General features: G+C 62.2%; 20 protein-coding genes and 2 pseudogenes. 10 read left to right on the top strand and 12 right to left on the bottom strand.

All coding sequences use genetic code 11. The features are described from left to right. Positions 1-48 precede the first annotated feature (48 nt). Positions 49-1,112: pseudogene (locus EOA85_RS06020) on the bottom strand (sugar phosphate isomerase/epimerase). Positions 1,113-1,240: 128 nt separating this feature from the next. Then, positions 1,241-1,444, bottom strand: coding sequence for a hypothetical protein (locus EOA85_RS06015; RefSeq protein WP_127208719.1), 204 nt, complete (start codon positions 1,442-1,444; stop codon positions 1,241-1,243). A 66-nt stretch (positions 1,445-1,510) separates the two neighbouring features. Here EOA85_RS06015 and EOA85_RS06010 point away from each other — a divergent pair, with 66 nt between their 5' ends. From EOA85_RS06010 to EOA85_RS05995, 4 genes are read left to right on the top strand one after another with little or no spacing between them, the layout of a single operon-like run. After that, positions 1,511-2,398, top strand: a complete 888-nt coding sequence (locus EOA85_RS06010; protein ID WP_029348293.1) for a sugar phosphate isomerase/epimerase — start codon at positions 1,511-1,513, stop codon at positions 2,396-2,398. Positions 2,399-2,455: 57 nt separating this feature from the next. Then, the gene (locus EOA85_RS06005) at positions 2,456-3,625 is read left to right on the top strand and encodes a mandelate racemase/muconate lactonizing enzyme family protein (protein WP_065009790.1); all 1,170 of its coding nucleotides are present in this window, start codon (positions 2,456-2,458) and stop codon (positions 3,623-3,625) included. 2 nt (positions 3,626-3,627) lie between these two features. Then, positions 3,628-4,344: a FadR/GntR family transcriptional regulator gene (locus tag EOA85_RS06000; protein ID WP_029348296.1), complete on the top strand. Its 717-nt coding sequence runs from the start codon at positions 3,628-3,630 to the stop codon at positions 4,342-4,344. A gap of 1 nt (position 4,345) precedes the next feature. Continuing rightward, a complete protein-coding gene (locus tag EOA85_RS05995) occupies positions 4,346-5,326 on the top strand; it encodes a hydroxyacid dehydrogenase (protein ID WP_127208718.1) in 981 nt (326 codons plus the stop codon). Positions 5,327-5,333: 7 nt separating this feature from the next. Here EOA85_RS05995 and EOA85_RS05990 read toward each other — a convergent pair whose 3' ends face one another. After that, positions 5,334-6,629: an amidase gene (locus EOA85_RS05990; RefSeq protein WP_127208717.1), complete on the bottom strand. Its 1,296-nt coding sequence runs from the start codon at positions 6,627-6,629 to the stop codon at positions 5,334-5,336. Positions 6,630-6,756: 127 nt separating this feature from the next. On the opposite strand from EOA85_RS05990, the pseudogene EOA85_RS05985 reads away from it, so the two are divergent. Further along, positions 6,757-7,103: pseudogene (locus tag EOA85_RS05985) on the top strand (GFA family protein). Positions 7,104-7,110: 7 nt separating this feature from the next. On the opposite strand, the gene EOA85_RS05980 reads toward EOA85_RS05985, so the two are convergent. Continuing rightward, the gene (locus EOA85_RS05980) at positions 7,111-8,325 is read right to left on the bottom strand and encodes an MFS transporter (RefSeq protein ID WP_127208716.1); all 1,215 of its coding nucleotides are present in this window, start codon (positions 8,323-8,325) and stop codon (positions 7,111-7,113) included. Positions 8,326-8,417: 92 nt separating this feature from the next. Between EOA85_RS05980 and EOA85_RS05975 the strand changes: the two genes are divergently transcribed. After that, positions 8,418-9,389, top strand: coding sequence for an AraC family transcriptional regulator (locus tag EOA85_RS05975; RefSeq protein WP_127208715.1), 972 nt, complete (start codon positions 8,418-8,420; stop codon positions 9,387-9,389). A 52-nt stretch (positions 9,390-9,441) separates the two neighbouring features. Here the strand turns inward: EOA85_RS05975 and EOA85_RS05970 are convergent, their stop codons facing one another. The 7 genes from EOA85_RS05970 to EOA85_RS05940 all read right to left on the bottom strand — a co-directional run bounded on the left by EOA85_RS05970 (position 9,442) and on the right by EOA85_RS05940 (position 16,136). Beyond that, positions 9,442-10,527 (bottom strand): ABC transporter ATP-binding protein, encoded by a 1,086-nt coding sequence (locus EOA85_RS05970; RefSeq protein ID WP_029348302.1) that lies wholly within the window; start codon positions 10,525-10,527, stop codon positions 9,442-9,444. Continuing rightward, complete coding sequence (locus EOA85_RS05965; RefSeq protein ID WP_127208714.1) at positions 10,527-11,636, bottom strand: ABC transporter ATP-binding protein; 1,110 nt, start codon at positions 11,634-11,636, stop codon at positions 10,527-10,529. Before EOA85_RS05965 ends, EOA85_RS05970 begins: the two co-directional genes overlap by 1 nt. Further along, on the bottom strand, positions 11,633-11,842 hold the full coding sequence (locus EOA85_RS05960) for a hypothetical protein (protein WP_065009763.1): 210 nt from the start codon (positions 11,840-11,842) through the stop codon (positions 11,633-11,635). Before EOA85_RS05960 ends, EOA85_RS05965 begins: the two co-directional genes overlap by 4 nt. Next, positions 11,839-12,798, bottom strand: a complete 960-nt coding sequence (locus EOA85_RS05955; protein ID WP_029348306.1) for a carbohydrate ABC transporter permease — start codon at positions 12,796-12,798, stop codon at positions 11,839-11,841. The genes EOA85_RS05960 and EOA85_RS05955 overlap by 4 nt, the downstream gene beginning before the upstream one ends. A gap of 1 nt (position 12,799) precedes the next feature. Then, complete coding sequence (locus EOA85_RS05950) at positions 12,800-13,705, bottom strand: sugar ABC transporter permease (protein WP_029348308.1); 906 nt, start codon at positions 13,703-13,705, stop codon at positions 12,800-12,802. 72 nt (positions 13,706-13,777) lie between these two features. After that, entirely contained in the window at positions 13,778-15,094 is a 1,317-nt protein-coding gene (locus EOA85_RS05945) for an ABC transporter substrate-binding protein (protein ID WP_127208713.1), read from the bottom strand. A gap of 358 nt (positions 15,095-15,452) precedes the next feature. Next, entirely contained in the window at positions 15,453-16,136 is a 684-nt protein-coding gene (locus EOA85_RS05940; protein WP_065009766.1) for a TetR/AcrR family transcriptional regulator, read from the bottom strand. A gap of 110 nt (positions 16,137-16,246) precedes the next feature. Between EOA85_RS05940 and EOA85_RS05935 the strand changes: the two genes are divergently transcribed. Genes EOA85_RS05935 through EOA85_RS05925 form a run of 3 tightly spaced genes read left to right on the top strand, consistent with a single transcriptional unit; the run spans position 16,247 to position 18,740 of the window. After that, on the top strand, positions 16,247-17,443 hold the full coding sequence (locus EOA85_RS05935) for a Tm-1-like ATP-binding domain-containing protein (protein WP_127208712.1): 1,197 nt from the start codon (positions 16,247-16,249) through the stop codon (positions 17,441-17,443). Positions 17,444-17,452: 9 nt separating this feature from the next. Next, on the top strand, positions 17,453-18,316 hold the full coding sequence (locus EOA85_RS05930; RefSeq protein WP_127208711.1) for a phosphoenolpyruvate hydrolase family protein: 864 nt from the start codon (positions 17,453-17,455) through the stop codon (positions 18,314-18,316). A 4-nt stretch (positions 18,317-18,320) separates the two neighbouring features. After that, on the top strand, positions 18,321-18,740 hold the full coding sequence (locus EOA85_RS05925) for a cupin domain-containing protein (RefSeq protein WP_127208710.1): 420 nt from the start codon (positions 18,321-18,323) through the stop codon (positions 18,738-18,740). A gap of 194 nt (positions 18,741-18,934) precedes the next feature. On the opposite strand, the gene EOA85_RS05920 is transcribed toward EOA85_RS05925, so the two are convergent. After that, the gene (locus EOA85_RS05920; protein ID WP_127208709.1) at positions 18,935-20,122 is read right to left on the bottom strand and encodes a Xaa-Pro peptidase family protein; all 1,188 of its coding nucleotides are present in this window, start codon (positions 20,120-20,122) and stop codon (positions 18,935-18,937) included. Between the two features lie 365 nt (positions 20,123-20,487). Between EOA85_RS05920 and EOA85_RS05915 the strand changes: the two genes are divergently transcribed. After that, positions 20,488-22,098, top strand: a complete 1,611-nt coding sequence (locus EOA85_RS05915) for an ABC transporter substrate-binding protein (RefSeq protein ID WP_127208708.1) — start codon at positions 20,488-20,490, stop codon at positions 22,096-22,098. The last annotated feature ends 138 nt before the right edge of the window (positions 22,099-22,236 follow it).

Raw genomic sequence — 22,236 nt, 5'->3', positions numbered from 1 at the left:
ACCCGGCCCTTCGGGCCGCCCTCCCCTCAAAGGGAGGGAAAAAAAGCGCTAGATTCCCATCATGGCGCGCAGCACCTTTTTACCTTTTTATCGGTCGCGCCGCCTGCGAAATCGTCGAATGCTTTTTCCGTCACCCTGATGATGTGATGCTGAATGAAGGGAGCGCCTTCGGCCGCGCCATCCTCGGGGTGCTTCAGGCAGCATTCCCATTCCAGCACCGCCCATGAATCGTAGTCATATTGGGCGAGTTTGGAGAAGATGCCGCCGAAATCCACCTGTCCGTCGCCGAGCGAGCGGAAGCGCCCGGCCCGGTTCGTCCAGCTCTGATAACCGGAATAGACGCCTTGCCGGCCGGTCGGATTGAACTCGGCATCCTTGGCGTGGAACGCCTTGATCCGCTCGTGATAGATGTCGATGAATTCGAGATAGTCGAGCTGCTGCAGCAGGAAATGCGACGGGTCGTAGTTGATGTTGCAGCGCTTGTGGCCGCCCACCGCGTCGAGGAACATCTCGAAGGTCGCACCGTCGAAGACGTCCTCGCCCGGATGGATTTCGTAGCCGACGTCGACGCCATTGTCCTCATAGACGTCGAGGATCGGCTTCCAGCGTTTTCCCAGTTCGGAAAATGCTTCCTCGATCAATCCCGCCGGCCGTTGCGGCCAAGGATAAAGGTAGGGGAAGGCCAACGCTCCGCAAAACGACACCGACGCCTTAAGCCCGAGATTCTTCGACGCCTTGGCGCCGAACTTCATCTGTTCGACCGCCCATTGCTGCCTGGCTTTAGGATTATTGTGCAACGCAGGCGGCGCGAAGCCATCGAACTGCGCGTCATAGGCCGGATGCACCGCCACCAACTGCCCCTGCAGATGCGTCGACAGCTCGGTGATCTCAACGCCCGCCTCGGTGCAGATGCCCTTCACTTCGTCGCAATAGGCCTGGGAAGACGCCGCCTTCTCGAGGTCGAACAGCCGGCTGTCCCAGGTCGGGATCTGCACGCCCTTGTAGCCCAGCCCGGCCGCCCATTTGGTGATCGCCGGCAGCGAATTGAACGGTGCGGCATCGCCTGCGAACTGCGCCAGAAACAGCCCAGGACCCTTCATTGTCGACGGCATCGGCATCCTCCCTAATTATCCACGACCAAGCATAGCGCCGATTGAAAGCAGGGCCAGCCTCTTTGGTCTTTTCTCGACAGGCGCTAGTACGCACCGCCATTCTGGTATTACCAAATATGGTCATTTGGTCAAGCGGTGCCACTCGCAACCAGCGCTGCGAAAATTGCCGGGCAGCGGACTAATACGCCAGTTTTATCAATGAAATAATCATGGGCCGGGGCTGCCTTGTAGGATTTCTTGCCGTCCAGATGAAATTGCTGTAGACCTCTTTTCACGCCCAATTGGTCGAACCAGTTTACGACAAATGCTGGAGCGCCTTGGGGAGGAATCATGCGACGCACTCTGGTGGAGCGCGTCGCAGGCGAACTGTTACAGGCGAATTCTGGGAAGGACAGACCATGCATCTTTCGACGCACAACTGGATGCGGGCGGAACCATTGGAGACGACGCTCAAACGCATCAAGAAATTCGGCTATGAGTCGATCGAAATTTCCGGCGAGCCCGAGCAATACAAGACCGATGAGACGCGCGCGCTCCTGAAGGAGCACGGCATCCGCTGCTGGGGGGCGGTGACGCTGATGCTGGGCGAGCGCAATCTCGCCGCCAAGGACCAGGGCCAGCGCGAGCGCTCCGTACAGTACGTCAAGGATGTGCTGACGATGGTGAGCGAACTCGACGGCGAGATCATCACCCTGGTTCCCGCCACCGTCGGCAAAGTGGTGCCGGACGGCACCGAAGAAGAAGAATGGAAATGGGTCGTCGACGCTACCAGGGAATGCTTCACCCATGCCAAGAAGGTCGGTGTCAAGATCGCGGTCGAGCCGCTCAACCGTTTCGAGACCTATCTGTTCAACCGTGGCGCCCAGGCGCTGGCGCTGGCCGATGCAGTCAGCCCCGAATGCGGCGTCTGCCTCGACGCCTACCACATCCACATGGAAGAATTTAACGTCTATGATGCCATCCGGCAGGTCGGCAAGCGCCTGTTCGACTTCCATGTTGCCGACAACAACCGCTTCGCCGCCGGTCTCGGACAGATCGACTGGCCGAAGATCGTCGGCACGCTGAAGGAGGTCGGTTACGATGGCGCGCTGACCAACGAGTTCGTCGCCCCCGTCGACCGCACGCCGGCCGCTCCCTATCCCGACATGGTCGAGCGCAATCCGGTCGACATCTCGCCGGAGCAGCTCAAATTCATTCAGGACCATGGTTCCAGCGTGCTGACGGAAAAGTTCTACACCGATCAGATGCGCATCAACGCTGAAACGTTGCTGCCGTTGATCAAGTAGTCGGTCCGTTTGAGAATGAGCCTTCCGCCCTGACCGGCGGCAAGGCCGGGGATGAACATGCGCATCAAGACGGTCCAAGCCTGGTGGGTCCGCATACCGATCGAAGCCGCGAAGCAGCACCGCAGCGACTTCGGTCAAGTGACGACGTTTGATGCCGCCATCCTGCGCATCGAGACCGACGACGGGCTGGTCGGCTGGGGCGAAGGCAAGAATGCTGCCGGCAGCACCGGCAGCTATGGCGCCCTCGTCCACATGCTGAACCACGAGGTCGGCCCGCAGCTGATCGGCTGCGATCCGGCCGACATCGGGGTGATCTGGGAGATGCTCTACAATGGCGTGCGCCACGACAGTGCCGCGCAAAACGGCCACGCCATGCCGCAACTGGCGCGGCGCGGCATCAGCGTCGCTGCGATCAGCGCCGTCGACATCGCGTTGTGGGATATTCTGGGCAAGTCGCAGGGGGTTCCAGTCTGGCGGCTGCTCGGCGGCCGCAAGCTCGACCGCATGCCCGCCTATGCTTCCGGCGGCTGGGCTTCCACCGAGGCGATCGGCGACCAGTTAAAATCCTATATCGCCAAGGGCGGTTTCAAGGCGCTGAAGATGCGGATCGGCGCGATGGACGGCGCTCCGCATCTTTCCGCCGCCCGCGTGCGCGCCGCAAGACAGGCGCTCGGCCCCGAGGTTGACCTGATGGTCGATGCGCATGGCACCTATACGGTGGCGGAAGCCAAGCGCTTCATCCATCTCGCCGGCGATCTCGATCTGGCCTGGTTCGAGGAGCCGGTCATCGCCGACGACAAGCCCGGCATGGCCGAAGTGCGGGCGTCCGGCTCCATCCCGATCGCCACCGGCGAAAGCGAAGCGACGCGCTATGCTTTCCGCGACCTCGCCACGCTCAAGGCGGCCGATATCTTCCAGCCTGACCCGGCTTTTTGCGGCGGCATCAGCGAGGCGATAAAGATCGGCACCATCGCCAGCGCCTTCAATCTGCGCTTTGCGCCGCATCTGTGGGCTGGCGCGCCTTGCTTCTTTGCCGGGCTGCATGTCTGCGCTGCTTCGCCGGCTAGCTTTACCATCGAGTATTCGCTCGGCGCCAACCCGATGATCCACGATCTGATCGAGGAGACTGTCGAAGCAAAGGACGGTATGATGGCGATCCCGGAGAAGCCCGGACTGGGATTCACCCTTTCGGAACGGTTCCTGGAGGCGCACGCGCTACGCGGCTGATCATGAAAGAAAAGAACCTTCTCGCGGAACTCGCTGCCTATCTGTTCTCCCACTCCGACAAGGCGACGGGCCGAACGCCGTCGGAGCGTGAACTGGCGGAGCATTTCGTCGTCAGCCGCGGCCAGATCCGCGAGGCGCTGGCCATCCTCGAAGCCATGCGCATCGTCGAGCGCCGGGCCAAGTCCGGCATCTACATCGACACCAAGCAGGCCAGCGTCGAGGCGATGGCGCTTTTTGCCAGGGCCGGCCTGCCGCTTGATCCGATCCAGATCTACGAGACGGTCGAGTTGCGCAAGATCCACGAGATCAAGGCCGCCGAGCTTGCCTGTTCGCGCGCTACCGAGGAAAATTTCGAGCGGCTGCGCGAAATCCTGAAGGCGTCGGAGGAGCGCATTGCGGCAGGCGAGGGCCTCGCCAAGGAGGACCGCGAATTCCACCTTGAAATCGTGCGGGCAACCAAGAACAGCGTTTTTCACAACATATGCAGCGTCTATTACATGATGGGCGAGCAACGCCTGCCGATCTATTTCAACGATCCCGAACGCAGCGTGCGCTCGCATGCCGAGCACATCCAGATCTACGAGGCGCTGCTGCGCCGCGACGGCAATCTCGCCCAGGCGCTGATGAGTGCCCATCTGCAAGGCGCGGAAAGTTACTGGAAAGGCCTGATCGAAGGCGGCGGGGCAGAACCTCACAGCCCAGCACTCGAACAGGTCTGATATGCCCAAAATCCTGTCGACGCACACGCTGCACCCGCGCGCCTCCGCCATGTTGACTGGTGCCGGCGAACTCGTTGTCGCTTCCGCCCTCGATGCGGACACGCTGGCGACTGAGGCGAGGGACGCCGATATCATCATCGTTCGCGCCCCGCTGCCATCAGCGCTGTTCGAAGGTGCTACGAAGCTCCGGGCTGCAATCCGCCATGGCGCCGGGCTCGACATGGTTCCGATGGAAGCGGCCACTGCAGCCGGCGTGCTGGTGGCAAACGTGCCGGCGGTCAATGCACGGTCGGTCGCCGAATACGTGATGTTCGCGACCCTGGCGCTGCTTCGGCGTTTCCGCATGGTGGACCGCGACTTGCGGGCGAAGGGCTGGCTGGCCGGCCGCGACCACACCATTCTCGCCAGCGAGCTCGCCGGCAAGACGATCGGCATTGTCGGCTTCGGCGCCATCGGACAGGCAATCGGCCATATCGCAGCACATGGTTTCGACCTGAACGTGGTAGCGACGACGCGCAGCATGAGGCCGGCGCCCGATAGGGTCGGCTTCCTGTCGATCGACGCACTGATCGAGCAGAGCGATATCATCGTTCTGTGCTGCCCGCTGACACCGGAGACGCGCGGCCTGATCAACCGCGAGCGCATCGGTCGAATGAAGCCGCATACGCTGCTGATCAATATTTCGCGCGGGCCGGTGATCGACGACGAGGCGTTGATCGAAGCGCTGCAAAAGGATCGTATTGGCGGTGCCGCGCTCGATGTCTTTGCGACGCAGCCGCTGCCTTCAGATCATCCCTATTTCAGCTTCGACAATGTCATTGTCACGCCGCACATGGCCGGCATCACCGAGCAGTCTATGATGCGCATGGGCGTCGGTTCAGCCCATGAAACCTTGCTGGTGCTGGCCAACAAATTGCCGGTCAATCTGCGCAATCCCGAAGTGGTCGAGCACTACCGGCGGCGGTTTCCGGCCGACGCCTGACGGCGCCTCAACGGCCAAGCAGTGCCTCGACTTCCGCCGCGATGCGCAGGAGACGGTGGTCATGGCACTGGCGCGCCACCAGCATCAGCCCGGCCGGGCGCGCCATTCCCGGCATCGGCAGCGAGATCGCGCAGAGGTCGAACTGGTTGGCGACCTGCGTGTTGCGCAGCAGAAGGCCTTCCGTACGCTCACATAGAGCTTCGTCGCCGGTCATCGACACGATGGTCGGCGCGGTGACCGGTGTGGTCGGAAGGGCCAGCACATCGATCGACGCCAGCCGCTCGTCCATGACGGCGACAAGCACAGTGCGGCGGCGGATTGCCCTTATGTAGGTCGTGGCGGGAACGGCGGCGGCGCGCGACAACGGCTCGCTCACCCGCGGATCGACCGGCGTCGTCGCACCTGTCGCCAGCCAATCTGCATGAACCCCGGCACCCTCCATTGCCGCGATCGAGGCCCGCTTGGTTACCGCGCGCAAATCGGCGAGGAGGTCATCGATGGACAGATCGGCGAGGCGTGCACCCGCAAGCTCTACCTTGCGAACAGATCGCTCGAACGCCGCCGAGACCTCTTTTTCCGTATCCTCGAAGAGCACGCCGCGTGGAATACCGATGCGCAGTCCGGCAAGCGAAAGCTGAACCAGAGCCACAGCCTCCTCGCCCGCCATCACCGCGTCGGCTGCGGCACATTCGGCGACGGTGCGGGCAAGCGGGCCGATGGAGTCGAGCGTGTCGGACAGCGGGAAGACGCCAACGCGTGATACGCGCCGCGCCGTCGGCTTGAAGCCGACGGCACCGTTCAGCGCCGCCGGAATGCGCACCGAACCGCCGGTGTCGGAACCGATCGAGATCTCGCTCGTGCCTTCGGCAACGGAAACACCGGCGCCCGAGGATGAGCCGCCCGCAATCCGGCCGGCGTCGGTTGCATTGCCGGGCGTGCCGTAATGCGGGTTGACGCCGATCGCGGTGAAGGCGAATTCGGTCATGTTGGTCTTGCCGATGATGATCGCACCGGCCTGCCGCAGCCGCCGCACGATGACGGCATCCCGCAGCGCCGGCGCCGCGGTGCTGAGCAACAATGATCCGGCCGTGGTCGGCTCGCCGACGACATCGACCAGGTCTTTGATCGACAGAATTGTTCCGTCGAGCGGCCCGAGCGTCACGCCGGCTCTGCGCCGACCATCGGCGGCATCGGCTGCTGCCCGTGCGGCTTCCGGATAGAGCTTTACGAATACGCTTTTATTGTCCGCGCGGACGGCGAGACGCGAAAGGACGACTTCGAGGCTGTCGCGGACGGATTGCATTTTTCGGTGTCGGACTCCTGGACGCCTGCAACGTCTTACAGGCGACCGCTGGTGCGTGGCCTGCAGAGACATAACCCGCCATAAGCACTTTTGCACCCCTGTCGAACCGAAGGAAGGAGGCGACCTGATGCTCTACAAAGGCAACTGCCACTGCGGCAAGATCGCCTTCGAGGTCGAGGGCAATCTGACCGGAGCCGTGCGATGCAATTGCTCGATCTGCTCGCGCAAAGGCGCGCTGCTATGGGCAGTGCCGCACGGGGCATTGCGGGTGCTTGCTTGGGGCGACGATCTTGGCAGGTACACCTTCGGCAACCATGTCATCGCCCATCGGTTCTGCCGGACCTGCGGCATCCATCCCTTCGCCGAGGATGTCAGCGAGAGAGCGAACGAAGCGCCTACGTCAACATCCATTGCATAGACGGTCTCGATCTGGACGCTGTGCCGATTTTCGACTTCGACGGCCGCGCGGTTTGACGGACCCTCAACTGTCGGCTGCCTTTGGGCCAAGCCGGAACGCCGCCAGGGCCGCCAGCAGCGTCGCGATCCCGCAATAGGCGAACGCACTGGCGACGCCGGCATTGTCGACCAGCAGGCCGCCGAAAACGGCGCCGAGCGCAATGGCCACCTGGAACGTGGCGACCATCAGCCCGCCGGCGCTTTCGGCCTGGTCGGGAGCGGCTCTTACCAGCCAGGTTTGCAGCCCGACCGGCACCGCACCGAAGGCAAAGCCCCAGGCGGCAACCGCCATTGCCGCCACCACGGGTGAGACACCAAGAACGAGCAGCAGGAGCGCTGACAATGCAATCAGCAGAGGCGCCAGGCCGACGGCTGCCTTGAGATTGCGCTCGGCGATGAAGCCGCCGGCGAAATTGCCGAAGAACCCACCAATGCCGTAGGCGAGCAGCACCAGCGAGATCGTCTCGATATCCAGTGCCGGAACATTCTCGAGAAATGGCCGGACATAGGTGAAGCCGGCAAAGTGTCCCGAGGCCACCAGCACGACCACCAGAAGTGCTGCCCTGATCGTCGACCGCTTCATCACCTCCAGCAAGGTGCGAAAACTGGCAACGCCCGCCGGCGGCAGCTTCGGAAGGGTGGCGACCTGCATCAGCAGCGCCAGGGCCCCGACAACAGCCGCGATCATGAAGGCCGTTCGCCATCCCCAGACGTCGCCGACATAGGCGCCGACCGGGGCCGCACAGACCGTCGCCACCGAAACGCCGGTGAGAATGATCGACATGGCGCGCGGCATCAGCCGCATCGGAACAAGCCGCATCGCCATCGCCGCCGACATCGACCAGAAGCCGCCGAGGCTGATCCCGAGCATGATGCGGGCGATCAGAAGAACGGGAAGCGAGGACGCAAATGCCGCCAGGAGGTTCGACAGGATCAGGAGGACCGTCAGCGCCCACATGACCAGTCTGCGATCAAGCCGTTTGGTGATGACAGCCATAGTCGGGGCGGCGATCGCGCCGACAACGGCCGTCGCTGTCACCGCCTGGCCGGCAGTGCCCTCCGTCACACCGAGGTCCTGCGCCAGCGGCGTCAGCAGGCTGGCAGGCAAGAATTCTGCGGTTACGAGCCCAAACACACCGAGCGCGAGGGATACGACCGCCCCCCACGCCGGCTCGGCTCGCTCGTCGCTTTCGGCGGGATCGAGAACGGCGTCCATGACGCCTGTCGCGGGTTCGGTCATGATGGGATCTCCGATCTGGTTGCAGCGCAACATTTGGCCGCAGTGCAACATAGGGAGTGACCGTCTGGAGTTTCCATGCTAGAAACACCATCATGCTTGACCATTCGTCCAAAGTTCCGGTCACTGGCGATCCGCTGACGGACATATTGCGCGGGTTGCGTCTTGATGGCGTCGAGTATGGCCGGTGCGAAATGAAGGAGCCCTGGGGCATCCAGTTCCCGGCTCAGCCGGCGGCGCGATTTCATTTCATCGGCCGCAGAGGATGCTGGTTGCTGCAGCCGTCCGGCGAATGGGTGGAACTCAATGCAGGCGACGCGGTGCTGTTGCCGCGCGGTGCAGCACATGTCCTGGCCAGCGAACCGGGCACCGAGGCTTCGCCGATCCAGGGTTACGAGGTCGCAGAGGTCTGCAAGGGCGTTTACTGCCTGTCGAACGAAGGCTGCCGGCCGGGGACCCTGCTGTTTTTCGGCAGCATGTATTTCAATCTCGATGGTTTGCACCCTTTGCTCGGCATGATGCCGGATGTCATGCGTGCGCACGAACTGGAAGCCTATGAACCGGCCATTCCGCATCTGCTGGAGGCCATGGCGCGCGAAGTGACGATGGAGCGCGTCGGCTCCGGCGGCATTCTGGCACGGCTTGCCGATGTGATGGCCGCCACCGTCATCCGGTCATGGGTCGAGCGCGGCTGCGGCGACTCGTCCGGATGGATCGCGGCCGTGAGAGACCGCGAGATCGGTCGCGTGCTGGCCGCGATCCATCTCGAACCGGACCGCGATTGGACGGTGGAAACGCTCGCCAGGATGATGGGCGCCTCGCGATCGAGTTTCGCGGAACGCTTCGCGACGATCGTCGGCGAAACCCCGGCGAGATATGTCACCCAGGTGAGAATGCACCAGGCACGGCAATGGCTGGTCCGCGACAGGCTGAAGATTTCCGTCGTCGCCGCTCGCCTCGGTTATGAATCCGACGCCTCGTTCAGTCGGGCGTTCAAGCGCGTTATCGGATCGGCTCCCAGCCATTTTCGGGCCGAGGAACATGCTGAGACCCGCCAAGCCGGCTAAACCTGGACAGAGGCTTCAAGCCGCTTCGCATCCTCCCGCCCAACGGGTGCGCTTAGCCCGCGTGGCGGAGACTAATCCCGCTTCCCTTGTCGAACAGCACCACCTTGTCCGGATCCCAGGCAAAGCGCACCGGCTGCTCGATCTCGACATCGGTTCTGGCCGGCACCGTGGCCCGCAGCATGGCGTCGCCAACCCGCAGGGTCAGGATCTTTTCGACGCCATGGTTCTCGACATCGTGGACGCGCGCTTCCACCGGCGCCCCGCTCTCGAGATAGACATCCTCGGGACGAATACCGAAGACGAGCGGGCGACCGTCGGTCGCACCGCTCGTCTTGGCACCCCCCGTAAAAGGCAGCTCGAAATTCAACGGTGCCATCACCGCGCGGCCGTCGACGAGCTTGCCGTCGATGAGGTTCATCGGCGGCGAGCCGACGAAGCTCGCCACATAGGTGTCGCGCGGATTGTTGTAGATCTCATACGGCGTGCCGGTCTGAACAATGCGGCCATGATTGAGCACGCCAACCTTGTCGCCCATCGACATCGCCTCGATCTGATCGTGCGTGACGAACAGGAAGGTCTGACCAAGGTTCATTTGGATGTTCTTCAGCTCGGTGCGCAGCGCCTCGCGCAGCTTGGCATCAAGGGCCGACAGCGGCTCATCCATCAGGAATACGCGGGGCTTCCTGACGATGGCGCGACCAATCGAGACGCGCTGCATCTCGCCGCCAGAAAGGCGATCCGTCTTGCGGTCGAGCAGATGCTCGATGCGCAAGGTCTTGGCAACGCGGTCGACGCGCGTCTTGATCTCGTCGGGCTCGATGCGGCGGATTTTTGGCTTCAGCGGAAATTCGAGGTTTTCGCGCACCGTGTAGCGCGGATAAAGCGAGTATTGCTGCAGAACCAGCGCCACGTCGCGCTCGGCCGCACCCCAGTCGGCGACATCAGCGCCGTCGATGAATATCTGCCCCTCGTCCGGCTCTTCCAGGCCCGCGATCATGCGCAGCGTCGTCGTCTTGCCGGCGCCGGTCTCGCCGAGCAGCACGAAGAACTCGCCGTCGGCAATGTCGAGATTGAGCCCGGTCAATGCGGTGTGATTGCCGAATGTCTTCGAGATGTTCTTGAGCTGGATATGGGCCATCAGAGTCTCACCCCCAGCGAATTGCCGCTTGTCGTATCGAAGAAGTGCGCCTGCGCCGGGTCGAGCTTGGCGAAGACCTGGACCCCCGGCTTGCCGACGAAACCGGAACGGGTGCGGGCGCGCAACATCTGTGCCCCGACCTTGAGGTCGACGATGTCGTAGGAGCCAAGCGGTTCGATGATGTGCGCCTCGACCGGCAGATAACCGTCCGCCGGCTCGCGCGAGACCATCACTCCTTCGGGGCGGATGCCGAGTGCAAGGCGATCCTGCTCGACGCTCGCGGCGTCCAGCTGGCCGACCAGGTCGGCCGGGAAAAGGAACCCTTCCGCGGCACCGTCGACGGTGACCCTGGCGCCGGAGCCGTTCATCGTCACCGCCGCGTTGGCGACGTTCATCACAGGCGAGCCAACGAATTGCGCGACAAACAAATTGGCCGGGTGCGCATACACTTCCGATGGGCTGCCTACCTGTTGCAGAACGCCCTCATGCATGATGACGATGCGGTCGGCAAGGCTCATCGCCTCGATCTGGTCGTGGGTGACGTAGATGGTGGTCGAGCCCTGCTTGATGTGCAGCCGCTTGATCTCCGCGCGCATCTCCTCACGCAGCTTGGCGTCGAGCGCGCCGATCGGCTCGTCCATCAGCATCGCCTTCGGCCGCCGCACCAGCGCCCGGCCGATCGCCACGCGCTGCATGTCGCCACCCGACAGCGCCGACGGCTTCTTGCCGAGCAGGTCGGTGATCTGCAGCACTTTGGCGACCGAGCGCACCTCGCCGTCGATCTCAGCCTTGCTCTTGCGCATTGCGCGCAACGGAAAAGCGATGTTCTCGTAGACGCTCATATGCGGATAGAGCGAGAACGATTGGAAGACCATGGCAATGTCACGGTCGGCAGCCTTGAGATGCTGGACCGGCTTGCCGTCGATGAGGACATCGCCGCCGTCGATCGTCTCCAGTCCGGCGATGGCGCGAAGCGTCGTCGTCTTGCCGCAGCCCGATTGGCCGAGCAGCACGATGAACTCGTTGTCGTCGATCTTGAGATTGAGGTCCTTGATGACCTGAACGGCGCCAAAGAATTTCTGGACGCCACGAAGCTCGATCTGGGTCATGGGTGACCTTCTTTTTCCGGCGCGCCGGTCGCCTGCGGCTTCTGCCTTGGACCGACCCAGCCGGTGATCATGAACGTCAGCAGCCCGACAATGATGATTGTCAGCCCGTAGCGGTGCAGGAAGAGATTCCACGGCTGGCAGAGCGCGATGATGCCGCACACCATCACGATCTCGGCCGTGCGCTGGATTGTAGCATGGCGGATCATTTGCGGATCGCTCCGAAGGACATGCCGCGCAGGAGGTGGTTGCGCAACAGGAAGGTGAATATGGCGACGGGCAGCAGGAACAGGAAGGTGCCGGCCGCGATGACCGTCCAGTCGGGCAGGCCGGAACCGACCTGGCTTGGAATGAACGGCGGCGCCGTCTGGGCGCGGCGGTTGGTCATGATCAGCGCGAAGGCGTATTCGTTCCACGCCGTGATGAAGCAGAACACGGCGGTGGCGGCGATGCCGGTGGCCGCCTCCGGCAGCACGATTTTGAAGAATGCCTCCATGCGCGTATAGCCGTCGACGAGGGCCGCCTCCTCGTACTCCTTCGGAATTTCGTCCATGAACCCCTTCATCAGCCATACAGAGAAGCTGAGGTTGAAGGCGGTGTAGAGGATGATCAGGCCCCAATGCGTGTCGTTGAGGCCGACCGCCCGGTACATCAGGAACATCGGGATGGCGACGACGACCGGCGGCAGCATGCGCGTCGACAGGATGAAGAAAAGCAGGTCCTGTTCCCCCTTTATCTTGAAGCGCGAGAACCCGTAAGCCGTGAAAGTGCCCATGCCGACGGCGAGGATCGTCGAGGTGATGGCAACGATCAGCGAATTCATGAAGCGGCTCGGATAGCCGGACCACTGCACCTCACCCCTGCCCGAGCGCACCACCTTCTCGCCGCCGTCAAACACCAGGCGCTCCCACCACGGGGCGGCCGCGTATTGTTCCGGCGTCGGCGCAGTGCGCAACTGCGACCGCTTGGTGAAGAGCTTTACGAAAGGGGATATCTCCGGCTGGAACACCACCGTCGGCGGGATGGTGGTGGCGAGGTTGCGCGGCTTGAACGCCGTCGACGCTATCCAGTAGATCGGCGCCAGGAAGATAATCGTGACGATCAGCACACCGACGATGGCGAGCTTGTTGAACGAACGCTCGGTAGAGGTGGTGACGGCGGCCATTCTAGCGCTCCTTCACCTTGTTCAGGTATTTGACGTAGATGTTGGTGATGGCCAGGATCATGATCAGCACGATGTAGGCGAGCGCGCAGGAGCGCCCGGTCTGCCATTCCTGGAACGCCATCTTGTAGAGCCGGATCGAGATCACCTCGGTGGTCGGCTGGCTGGTCAAGATGTAGGCGAGATCGAAGGTCTTGAACGCCTCCATGGTGCGAAAGATGATCGCGATCATCAAGATCGGCGCGACCAAAGGCAGAGTAATGCGAAAGAACGTATAGAACGAACCGGCGCGGTCGATCGCGGCTGCTTCGTAGAGGTGCTTCGGCACTGCCGACAGGCCGGCGAGCGACAGCAGCATGACGAATGGCGACCACATCCAGATGTCGGTGATGGCAACCGCGTAGAGCGCCATGTCGGGGTTGGACAGCCACTCGAAGGAGCCGAGGCCGAGCGTATAGTTGATGATGCCGAAGGACGGATCGTAGAGCAGTTTCCAGAACAGGCCGACGACGGCCATCGACAGCATCATTGGCAACAGCAGAAGCGTCGTCAGCAGGCCCTTCAACGGAATATCGCGATTGAGCAGCAGCGCCACGCCGAAGCCGACGATGACCTGGCCGACTACGGAGACGATGACATATTTGGCGGTGATGGCGAAATTCGACCAGATGAACGGGTCGTTGAGCAGCTCGCGGTAATTCTGCAGTCCGACGAAATTGGCCGCCGCGGGGCTCGACGCGCGAAAGTCGGTGAAGGAATAGCCGAGCGAATAGATCAGTGGAAAGATGTTGAAGACGATCAGGAAAACGATCGTCGGAATGATGAAGAGATTGCGGATCGTGAGGTCGCTCATGCCGCGGGCGGCGGAGCGCGAGTTGGGATCCAGCGTAGTCATGACTGCAGTGGCCAAGGCCCGTTCCTTCCTTGTCCGGAAAAGAAAACGGAAGGGACGGGCTCCGCCCCCTCCGAGCGTTAGTGCCGTTTACTTCACGCGGTTGTATTTCTTGAACGTCGCGTTCCAGTCCGCAGCAAGCGAATCGAGCACTTCCTTGGCCGTGCCCTGATTGCCGGTGATGTACGGATAGACGCGTTGGTTCATCTGGATGAGCAGCTCGGCATATTCCGGCGTCGCCCAGAAGTCCTTCACCTTGAACATGGTTTCGTAGAAGGCCTTGTTGTAAGGTGTGGCGTTCTGGAATTCAGGCGACTCGAGCACCTTGGCGCTCGCCGTGTAGCCGCCGAGTTCCGCCCATTTCTTCTGCGTCTCGTCTTTGATGAACCATTCCAGGAACTTCATCGCCTCTTCCTGGTTCTGGGAGTAGGAGATGACGGAGATACCCTGGCCGCCGAGCGCGGCGAACTGGTCGCCGTTCGGTCCTGGCGGGTTGGCGAAGAAGCCGGTGGCCTTGGCATTCGGGTTCGAGGCTTCGTTGATGAGCGCCGGGAAGAAGGCGAAGTAGTTCATGCTCATCGCCGCCAGGTTCTCGGTGATCGCCTGGTTGTCCTCGATGAAGAACGCCTTGGCCCAGCCAGGAGGGGTGAAGGAATAGAGCTCCTTGTAGGCCTCGAGCGCCTTGACGTTCTGCTCTGAGTTGATGATGCCGTCGACCTTGTAAGTGGCATAGTCGCCAAGTTCGCCGCCAAAGGAGAAGATGGCGTTCTCGACGCCCATCACCAGAGCGTCGTAGGAGTTGTCGGTGTAGATGGCGATACCGTAGCGCTTTTCGTCGGGACGGTGGAAGAATTCGGCGATGTCGCGCAGCTGCTTCCAGTCCTTCGGCACGCCGAGATCGTAGCTGTACTTGGCTTTGAAGGCTTCCATCTCCTTCGGGTCTTCGAACCAGTCCTTGCGATAGGACCAGCCGACCGCGTCGCCCTCGGCCGGGATCGACCAGTATTTGCCGGAGTTGGACGGATATTCGGCGTAGTATTTCACCGTCGCCGGCGCCATCACTTCCTTCAGGTTGTGCTTGTTGAAGAAGTCGGTGAGGTCGACATAGTGGCCCGCCTCGGAGGCGGCGCCGATCCACTGGGAATCGCCGACGACCATGTCGTAGGCGCTGCCCTTGGCGTTGAACTCGGTGAATGCCTTGGTCTGGAAGTCGGACCAAGGCGTGGTTTCGACCGTGACCTTCACGCCGCTCTCGGCCTCGTAAAGGTTGACGAGTTCCTGCAAATAGTTTGCCGGATCCCATTCAGCCCAGAATATGGTGAGTTCCTTGTCCTGCGCGTAGACGGACGTTCCGCAGGCGAGCACTAAGCCGATACCAGCAAGCATGCTGGTCATTGTCTTGCGCATAATAATTTCCTCCCTTGTGCGCATTCTACCGTATCATGCGAGCCGGCGGTGAGGCCGACCCTGGTAGTTCTCCCGTGTGGTGGCAGCGTTTCGGTTTCGAGCCTCCTCGCTCGGCCGGAATGGATCGCAGCCCTCACTTTTAATCCGCCATATTGTCCTGATCTGGTATTACCAATTTCGGACACACGTCAAGCTCTTTCTTGGACGATGGCAGCCCCTCAGACAAGCGGATTCCAGCAACATCTGTCTGTTTTTCTTAAATTTTCCTACTCCTTGATACGCAAGGGCCTTGCTCGCGTTACGGAACGTCGACTATTGTCGGTAATCAGCATCCCAAACTGGTCGAACCAGATCGATACTATTCCGTGGCTGTCGCCGGCGCGCTTCTGCCTCCTTCGGTCACCGATTCCATCACTGCAGCCCGCACCAGGGCGCCGGCTGCCCATTGCGCTACCGACATCATCTTGCGGCTGTCCAGCCCCCATATGTCCTTCAGTATGATGAGCACTTCGACGCCGAAGATCAACGACAGGGCCTGCGCCAGGCGCTTGAATTCGCGTGGCGGCAGCCGGTGCTTGAGCGGTGCGATCGCGTCCTTGAGCAGATCGACGCGATGGCCGCGCGTGAAGGCCGGCTCGCCGCCCAGCGTGCCTGCCTGCCGCCGCGCCCACTGGTCGAGCGACAGTTTCAGCGCCGCCTTGAAGGTCGCCTCGAAGGCTTCGATGCGCGGCATGGCCGTGTCGAACAGTTCAACGACGCGGCGCTCGGGATCGGCCGAGGCTGATTTCCAGGTGAGGATCGGCCCGAGTCCTTCGTCGACCACCGCCTGCACCAGGGCCGCCTGGCTTGGAAAATATCGATAGGCGGTGGCGCGGGAGACTTCTGCTGCTTCGGCGACCTCGCTGACCGAAGGCGTGGCGCCCGCCTGCATCAGCCTTGTCGCCGTCTCCAGCATCAGCCGTCTTGTGCGCGCGCGCGGTCCGCGTGCGGCTCCAGAACCGGCATCGTCGGAAACCGCCGCTTGTTGACGTGAGACATTCATGTCAATATGATACGCGCGTCTCAAAAAATTGCAATGGCCGTCGCGATGCCGAGCGGCCGGGCAAAGAGCGGCAGGTGGCACGCCGAGCGCGCCTAGAACCGGGGAACGCAATGAAGCGCGTCTATGTGGTGGGCACCGCCGACACCAAGGGTGAGGAACTCGCCTTTCTGGCCGATGCGGTCGCTGCTACCGGTGCTGCTGTCGCCCGCATCGATGTTGGAACGCGCAACCCAACCGTGCCGGTCGATGTCTCGGCCGAAGAGGTCGCCGGCCACCATGCCGGCGGCAGCAGTGCCGTACTGAGCATCGACGACCGCGGCACCGCAGTGGCGGCAATGGCCCTCGCTTTCACCCGGTTTGTTCAATCGCGCACCGATATAGCAGGTGTGATCGGCATTGGCGGTGGTGGCGGCACTTCGATCATCACATCAGGCATGCGCGCGCTGCCGCTCGGCCTGCCCAAGATCATGGTTTCGACGCTCGCCTCGGGCGACACCGCACCTTATGTCGATGTCTCCGACATCGTGATGATGCCGTCGGTGACCGACATGGCCGGCCTGAACCGGCTGTCTCGTGTCGTGCTGCACAACGCCGCCCAGGCCATATCAGGCATGGCGGCAAAGCCGGCGGAGCCGCCCGACGGCAGACCGTCGATCGGCCTCACCATGTTCGGCGTGACCACGCCGTGCGTGACTTCCATCGCCGAACAGCTCCGATCGATCTATGACTGCATGGTCTTCCACGCCACCGGCACCGGCGGCCGCACCATGGAGAAGCTTGCCGACAGCGGCTTGCTGTCCGGCGTCATCGACATCACGACGACAGAAGTCTGCGACCTTCTGTTCGGCGGCGTGCTGCCGGCGACCGAAGACCGCTTCGGCGCGATCGCCCGCACCAGGCTGCCCTATGTCGGTTCGGTCGGCGCGCTCGACATGGTGAATTTCTGGGCGCCGCCGACCATTCCGGAACGCTATAGCGGGCGGCTGTTTTACGAGCACAATCCTAACGTGACGCTTATGCGCACGACACCTGACGAAAGCCGCAAGATCGGCGAATGGATCGGCACCAAACTGAGCCTCTGCGATGGCCCGGTCCGGTTCCTCATTCCCGAAAAAGGCGTCTCGGCGCTCGACATCGAAGGCGGCGCTTTCTTCGACCCCGAGGCCGATGCAGCACTCTTCGAGGCCATCGAGCGCACGATCAAGCCTGGTGACACGCGAAGCGTGACGCGCCTGCCGATGCACATCAACGATCCCGAATTCGCCAAGGCTGCGGTTGCGGCTTTTCTCGACATCGCCAGACAGTGAGACGAAGCCATGGCCGCCATACCGCGCAAGAAGATCCTGGAAAAATTCCGCAAGATGATTGCCGGCGGCGTGCCGATCGTCGGCGGCGGCGCCGGCACCGGTCTGTCCGCCAAGGCCGAGGAGGCCGGCGGCATCGACCTGATCATCATCTACAATTCCGGCCGCTACCGCATGGCCGGGCGCGGCTCTGCCGCCGGCCTGCTCGCCTATGGCAACGCCAACGAGATCGTCAAGGAAATGGCTTATGAGGTGCTGCCGGTGGTGAAGAAGACGCCGGTGCTGGCCGGCGTCAACGGCACCGATCCCTTCGTCATCATGCCGCTTCTGCTGGCCGAGCTGAAGACGATGGGTTTTTCCGGCGTGCAGAACTTTCCGACCATCGGACTGTTCGACGGCCAGATGCGGCAGAGTTTCGAAGAAACCGGTATGGGCTTCAGGCTCGAGGTCGACATGATCGCCGCGGCACACGAACTCGACCTGCTGACCACGCCCTATGTCTTCAATCCCGATGAGGCCCGCGCCATGACCAAGGCCGGCGCCGACATCATCGTCGCCCATATGGGGGTGACCACCGGCGGCTCGATCGGCGCGACGTCGGCCAAGTCGCTCGACGACTGCGTGACGGAGATCGACGCCATCGCTGATGCGGCGCGTGTCGTGCGCAAGGACGTCATCCTGCTTTGCCATGGCGGGCCGATCTCGATGCCGGACGACGCCCGGTACATACTCGAACGCTGCAAGGGCCTGCACGGCTTTTACGGGGCAAGCTCGATGGAGCGGCTGCCGGCGGAAGCGGCGATCGCCAGGCAGACTGCGGATTTCAAGGCCGTCACGCTTGGCGGCACAATCGTTGCAAAGAAAAAGATGGGATGAGACGATGACCGACAAGAAAAAGGTGTTTGTCTATCCGAAGGAGGTCAGCGCCTTCGGCTTCGACTGGGGCAGACTGTCGTTGACGGTGGCGCCCGAGGTGAACGGCGCGACGCGCTTTTCCGGCGGCGTCGTCGACCTGCCGTCCGGCAAGGGCCACACGCGCCACAACCACCCGGGCGCCGAGGAAATCATCTTAGTCATATCAGGCAATGGCGAGCAGATGGTTGAGGACGACAAGGGCAATCCGGTCATTGCGAAGGTCGGCCCCGGCTGCACCATCTATGTGCCGGAAAGCCGCTTCCATTCGACGCTAAATACCGGCGATGGGCCGATGCAGCTCTTCGTCGTCTATTCGCCCGCCGGACCGGAACTGGCGTTGCGCGACCTGCCGGATTTCAGGCTGCTGCCGCCGGGCGGGAAGTGATCTTGCCGCCGCCTCAGTGTTGAGGCCCCCTCATCCGGCCGCTTCGCGGCCACATTCTCCCCGCTGGGGAGAAGAGACAGGCGCAAGTGTTGGCGACCTCCTCTCCCCTCGGGGATGTCGGATTGTCCCGAATTGCCCTTTGCAATTCGGTTGGCAATCCGGGTGAGGGGGCAGCGCCTTTCATTGCAAGGCTGTCAAACTCCACCCCTGTTCCAACCCCTGCCCCGATCGCCGAACATGACGTAGCCAGTCTCGGTGACCGCCACGGTGTCTTCCAGCTTGATGAAGCCGCGCGTCGGGTGGAGCATCGTGGTCTCGACCGAGAGCACCATGTTTTTCTCCAGCGGCTTTTCGGCATAGGTGCCTTCATATGTCACCGGATGGTTGGTCATCAGGAATGGCGCTTCATGCGTGATCAACCCCATGCCGTGGGCGAAGAAATCGGTATAGGGCGCAACCTTGGATTTCTTCAGCACGCCCTCCGCATAGGAAATCATATCACCGCCCAGTGTGCCAGCGCATACCTTGGAAAAGGCCGCCTGCTGCACCGTCTCGACCTCGGCTAAAAGGTCCTCGAGTTCGGCATCCGGCTCGCCCAGAATGCCCATGCGGCAGAGGTCGCCGATATAGCCGTGATAATTGCCGCCTGAGTCAATCGACATCACCTCGCCCTTCTTCCATGCCTGTGGCGAGCCGGCGCGGTTGTGGCTGGAACCCAGCGTCAGCAGGCAATATTCGAAATGCGCTCCGCGATTGGTCTCCTCGCGCCGCAATTGCTCGATGATCTCAGTCTTGGTCGTGCCTTCGCGTGCCCACGCAATGGTCGCCAGCATGGAATCGGTGATCAGTTCGGAGGCGATGCGCAACTTCTCCAACTCGGCTTCCGTCTTGATGGCACGCATCCGCTCGAGCATATCAGTCGCGTCGATCAGCTTGGCGTCGGGCAATGCCTTGCGGATCAGCGTGTATGCATCCGACGGCAGGAAAGCCGGCTCGATCCCGATGCGGGCATCGCCCTTGCCGATTTTCGTCAGGTGTTCGACGGCATGGTTGGCGGCGTCGAGCGTGCCCCAGCAGGCGGCATGCAAGGTCGGCGTCCAGAACGGCTTGTTCTGGTGCTCGCCGCCCTCCATGCGGTTGCCGATATAGGCGGCGTGGCCCGGCCCGCCCTTCTCATAGACAACGATCGGCAGATAGCGGCTGTGGCCGATCGCATCCATGGCGGCGAAGAAGATGAACTTGTAGCCGCCAAGCAGATATTGCGTGTTGTGCTTGGAGGTAGCGAGCAGCACATCGATGCCGGCCTCCTCCATCAGCCGATCGACCCTGGCATGATCGAACGGGATGGTGCTGACGGCATTCTTGCCCGGGGCGACGTTCATCTCTCTCTCTCCCTGAATTTCCCTGGCCGAGGCTGTTTTGGTTCTGATGCTCTGGCTGTCGGTCAAATCTGCACTATTTTGTCCAGCCTGGTCCAGCCAGAAACAGGTGGAACGGGCGTTCCGGCACCCCCCGTCGTCGTACACTGCGGTGTCCAGCCTAATTTGGTCCTACCAGAATGGTCGGATTGAACCGCTTCTTGTAACTGGTCCAGCGGACGAAATTTTCCAAGCCACATGAGGATGCGCCAAATCCGTCTCTGGCGAAACCCTCGGCAAGGCTCATAATCACCCTTGCAAGGAGGCCGTCTGGCGTCCGAGGGTGATGGCCCACCCGGCCGGGTGGCTGAGAGGGACGGAGTTCAATCATGTCAGATTTCACGATTTCCAGACGCACCGTGCTTACCGGTTCGGCATTGCTTCTGACCTCGACGGCGCTGCCGACCATCGGTCTGGCACAGACGCCGAAGAAAGGCGGACGGCTGGTCGTCGCGGCCGATTCGGAGCCGCGCAACCTCAACCCGGCGATCGTCGCTTCCAACGGTGTGTTCTTCATTTCGAGCAAGATCGTGGAAACGCTGGCCGAGGCATCCTTCGAGGGCAAGGACGGGCTCGACCCGCGCCTGGCGATAGGTTGGGAGGGCGCCGCCGATGGCCTGTCGGTAACGTTCAAATTGCGCGAGGGCGTCAAATGGCATGACGGCAAACCCTTCACCTCCGCCGACGTCGCGTTCTCGGCGCTGCAGATCTGGAAGCCGCTGCAGAATCTCGGCCGCACCGTGTTCAAGGATCTGGAGGCGGTCGACACGCCGGACGAACTGACGGCTGTGTTCAAATTCGCCAAGCCGACACCGTTCCAGCTGATCCGCAATGCCTTGCCGGCGCTGAGCAGCGTGGTGCCCAAGCACATCTACGAGACCGGAAAGATCGAAGAGAACCCGGCCAACAACGCGCCCGTCGGTACCGGCCCGTTCAAATTCGCCGAACACAAGTCAGGCGAATATTACCGGCTGGAGAAGAATGCCGATTATTGGGGCAAGGACCAGCCTTACCTTGACGAGATCATCTATCAGGTGCTGCCCGACCGCACCTCGGCCGCAAGCGCGCTCGAGGCGGAGGAGATCCAGCTCGCCGCCTTTTCCGCGGTGCCGCTGGCCGATCTCGACCGCATCTCCAAGGTGCCTGGTCTCAAGGTGATTACCAAGGGTTATGAAGGGCTGACCTATCAGCTTGTCGTCGAGATCAACCATCGCCGCAAGGAACTGGCCGACCAGAAGGTGCGCCAGGCGATCGCCCACGCCATCGACAAGGATTTCGTCGTCAAGACAGTGTTCCTCGGCTACGCCGCCACAGCCACCGGCCCGGTGCCGAAGAACGATCCGCAATTCTATACGGCCGATGTGCCGACCTATGACTTCGATGTGGTCAACGCCAACGCCCTGCTCGACGAAGCCGGTTACAGCAAAGGCGACGACGGCAAGCGCTTTTCACTGAAGCTACTGCCGGCACCCTATTTCAACGAGACCAAGCAGTTCGGCGACTATTTGCGCCAGGCGCTCGCCGCCATCGGCATTGACGCGCAGCTGGTCAACAACGACTCGGCCGCGCATATCAAGGCTGTCTACACCGACCACGCTTTCGACCTCGCGGTCGGGCCGCCGGTGTTCCGCGGCGACCCTGCGATCTCGACCACCATCCTCGTGCAGAGCGGCATTCCCGACGGGGTGCCGTTCTCCAACCAGGGCGGCTACAAGAACGACGAACTCGACGCCCTGATCGCCAAGGCATCCGAGACGCTCGACCCCGCCGCGCGGACGGAACTTTACAAGGAGTTTCAGAAAAAGGTCGCAGCCGACCTGCCGCTGATCAACGTCGCCGAATGGAGCTTCATCAGCGTTATCAGAGATACGGTGGGGAATGTCGCCAACAACCCGCGCTGGGCGGTGTCGAACTGGGCGGACACCTATTTGGCGGGCTAGCGTTTTCTCCAGGCTTGCACATCGCGTAATCGGGTGCTCAGCTTCGGCGATGAGAGTTCCTTCGCGCCCCCCTCTGTCCTGCCGGACATCTCCCCCACGAGGGGGGCGCCGTGGAACGCGACGCCACTGGCTGGGGTC

Origin of the sequence: Mesorhizobium sp. M5C.F.Ca.IN.020.29.1.1 (assembly GCF_003997375.1) — a bacterium.
Taxonomy (GTDB): Bacteria; Pseudomonadota; Alphaproteobacteria; order Rhizobiales; family Rhizobiaceae; genus Mesorhizobium; species Mesorhizobium wenxiniae.
The sequence above is the reverse complement of the archived record's forward strand: the minus strand, read 5'-3'. Positions and strand labels throughout refer to the sequence as shown.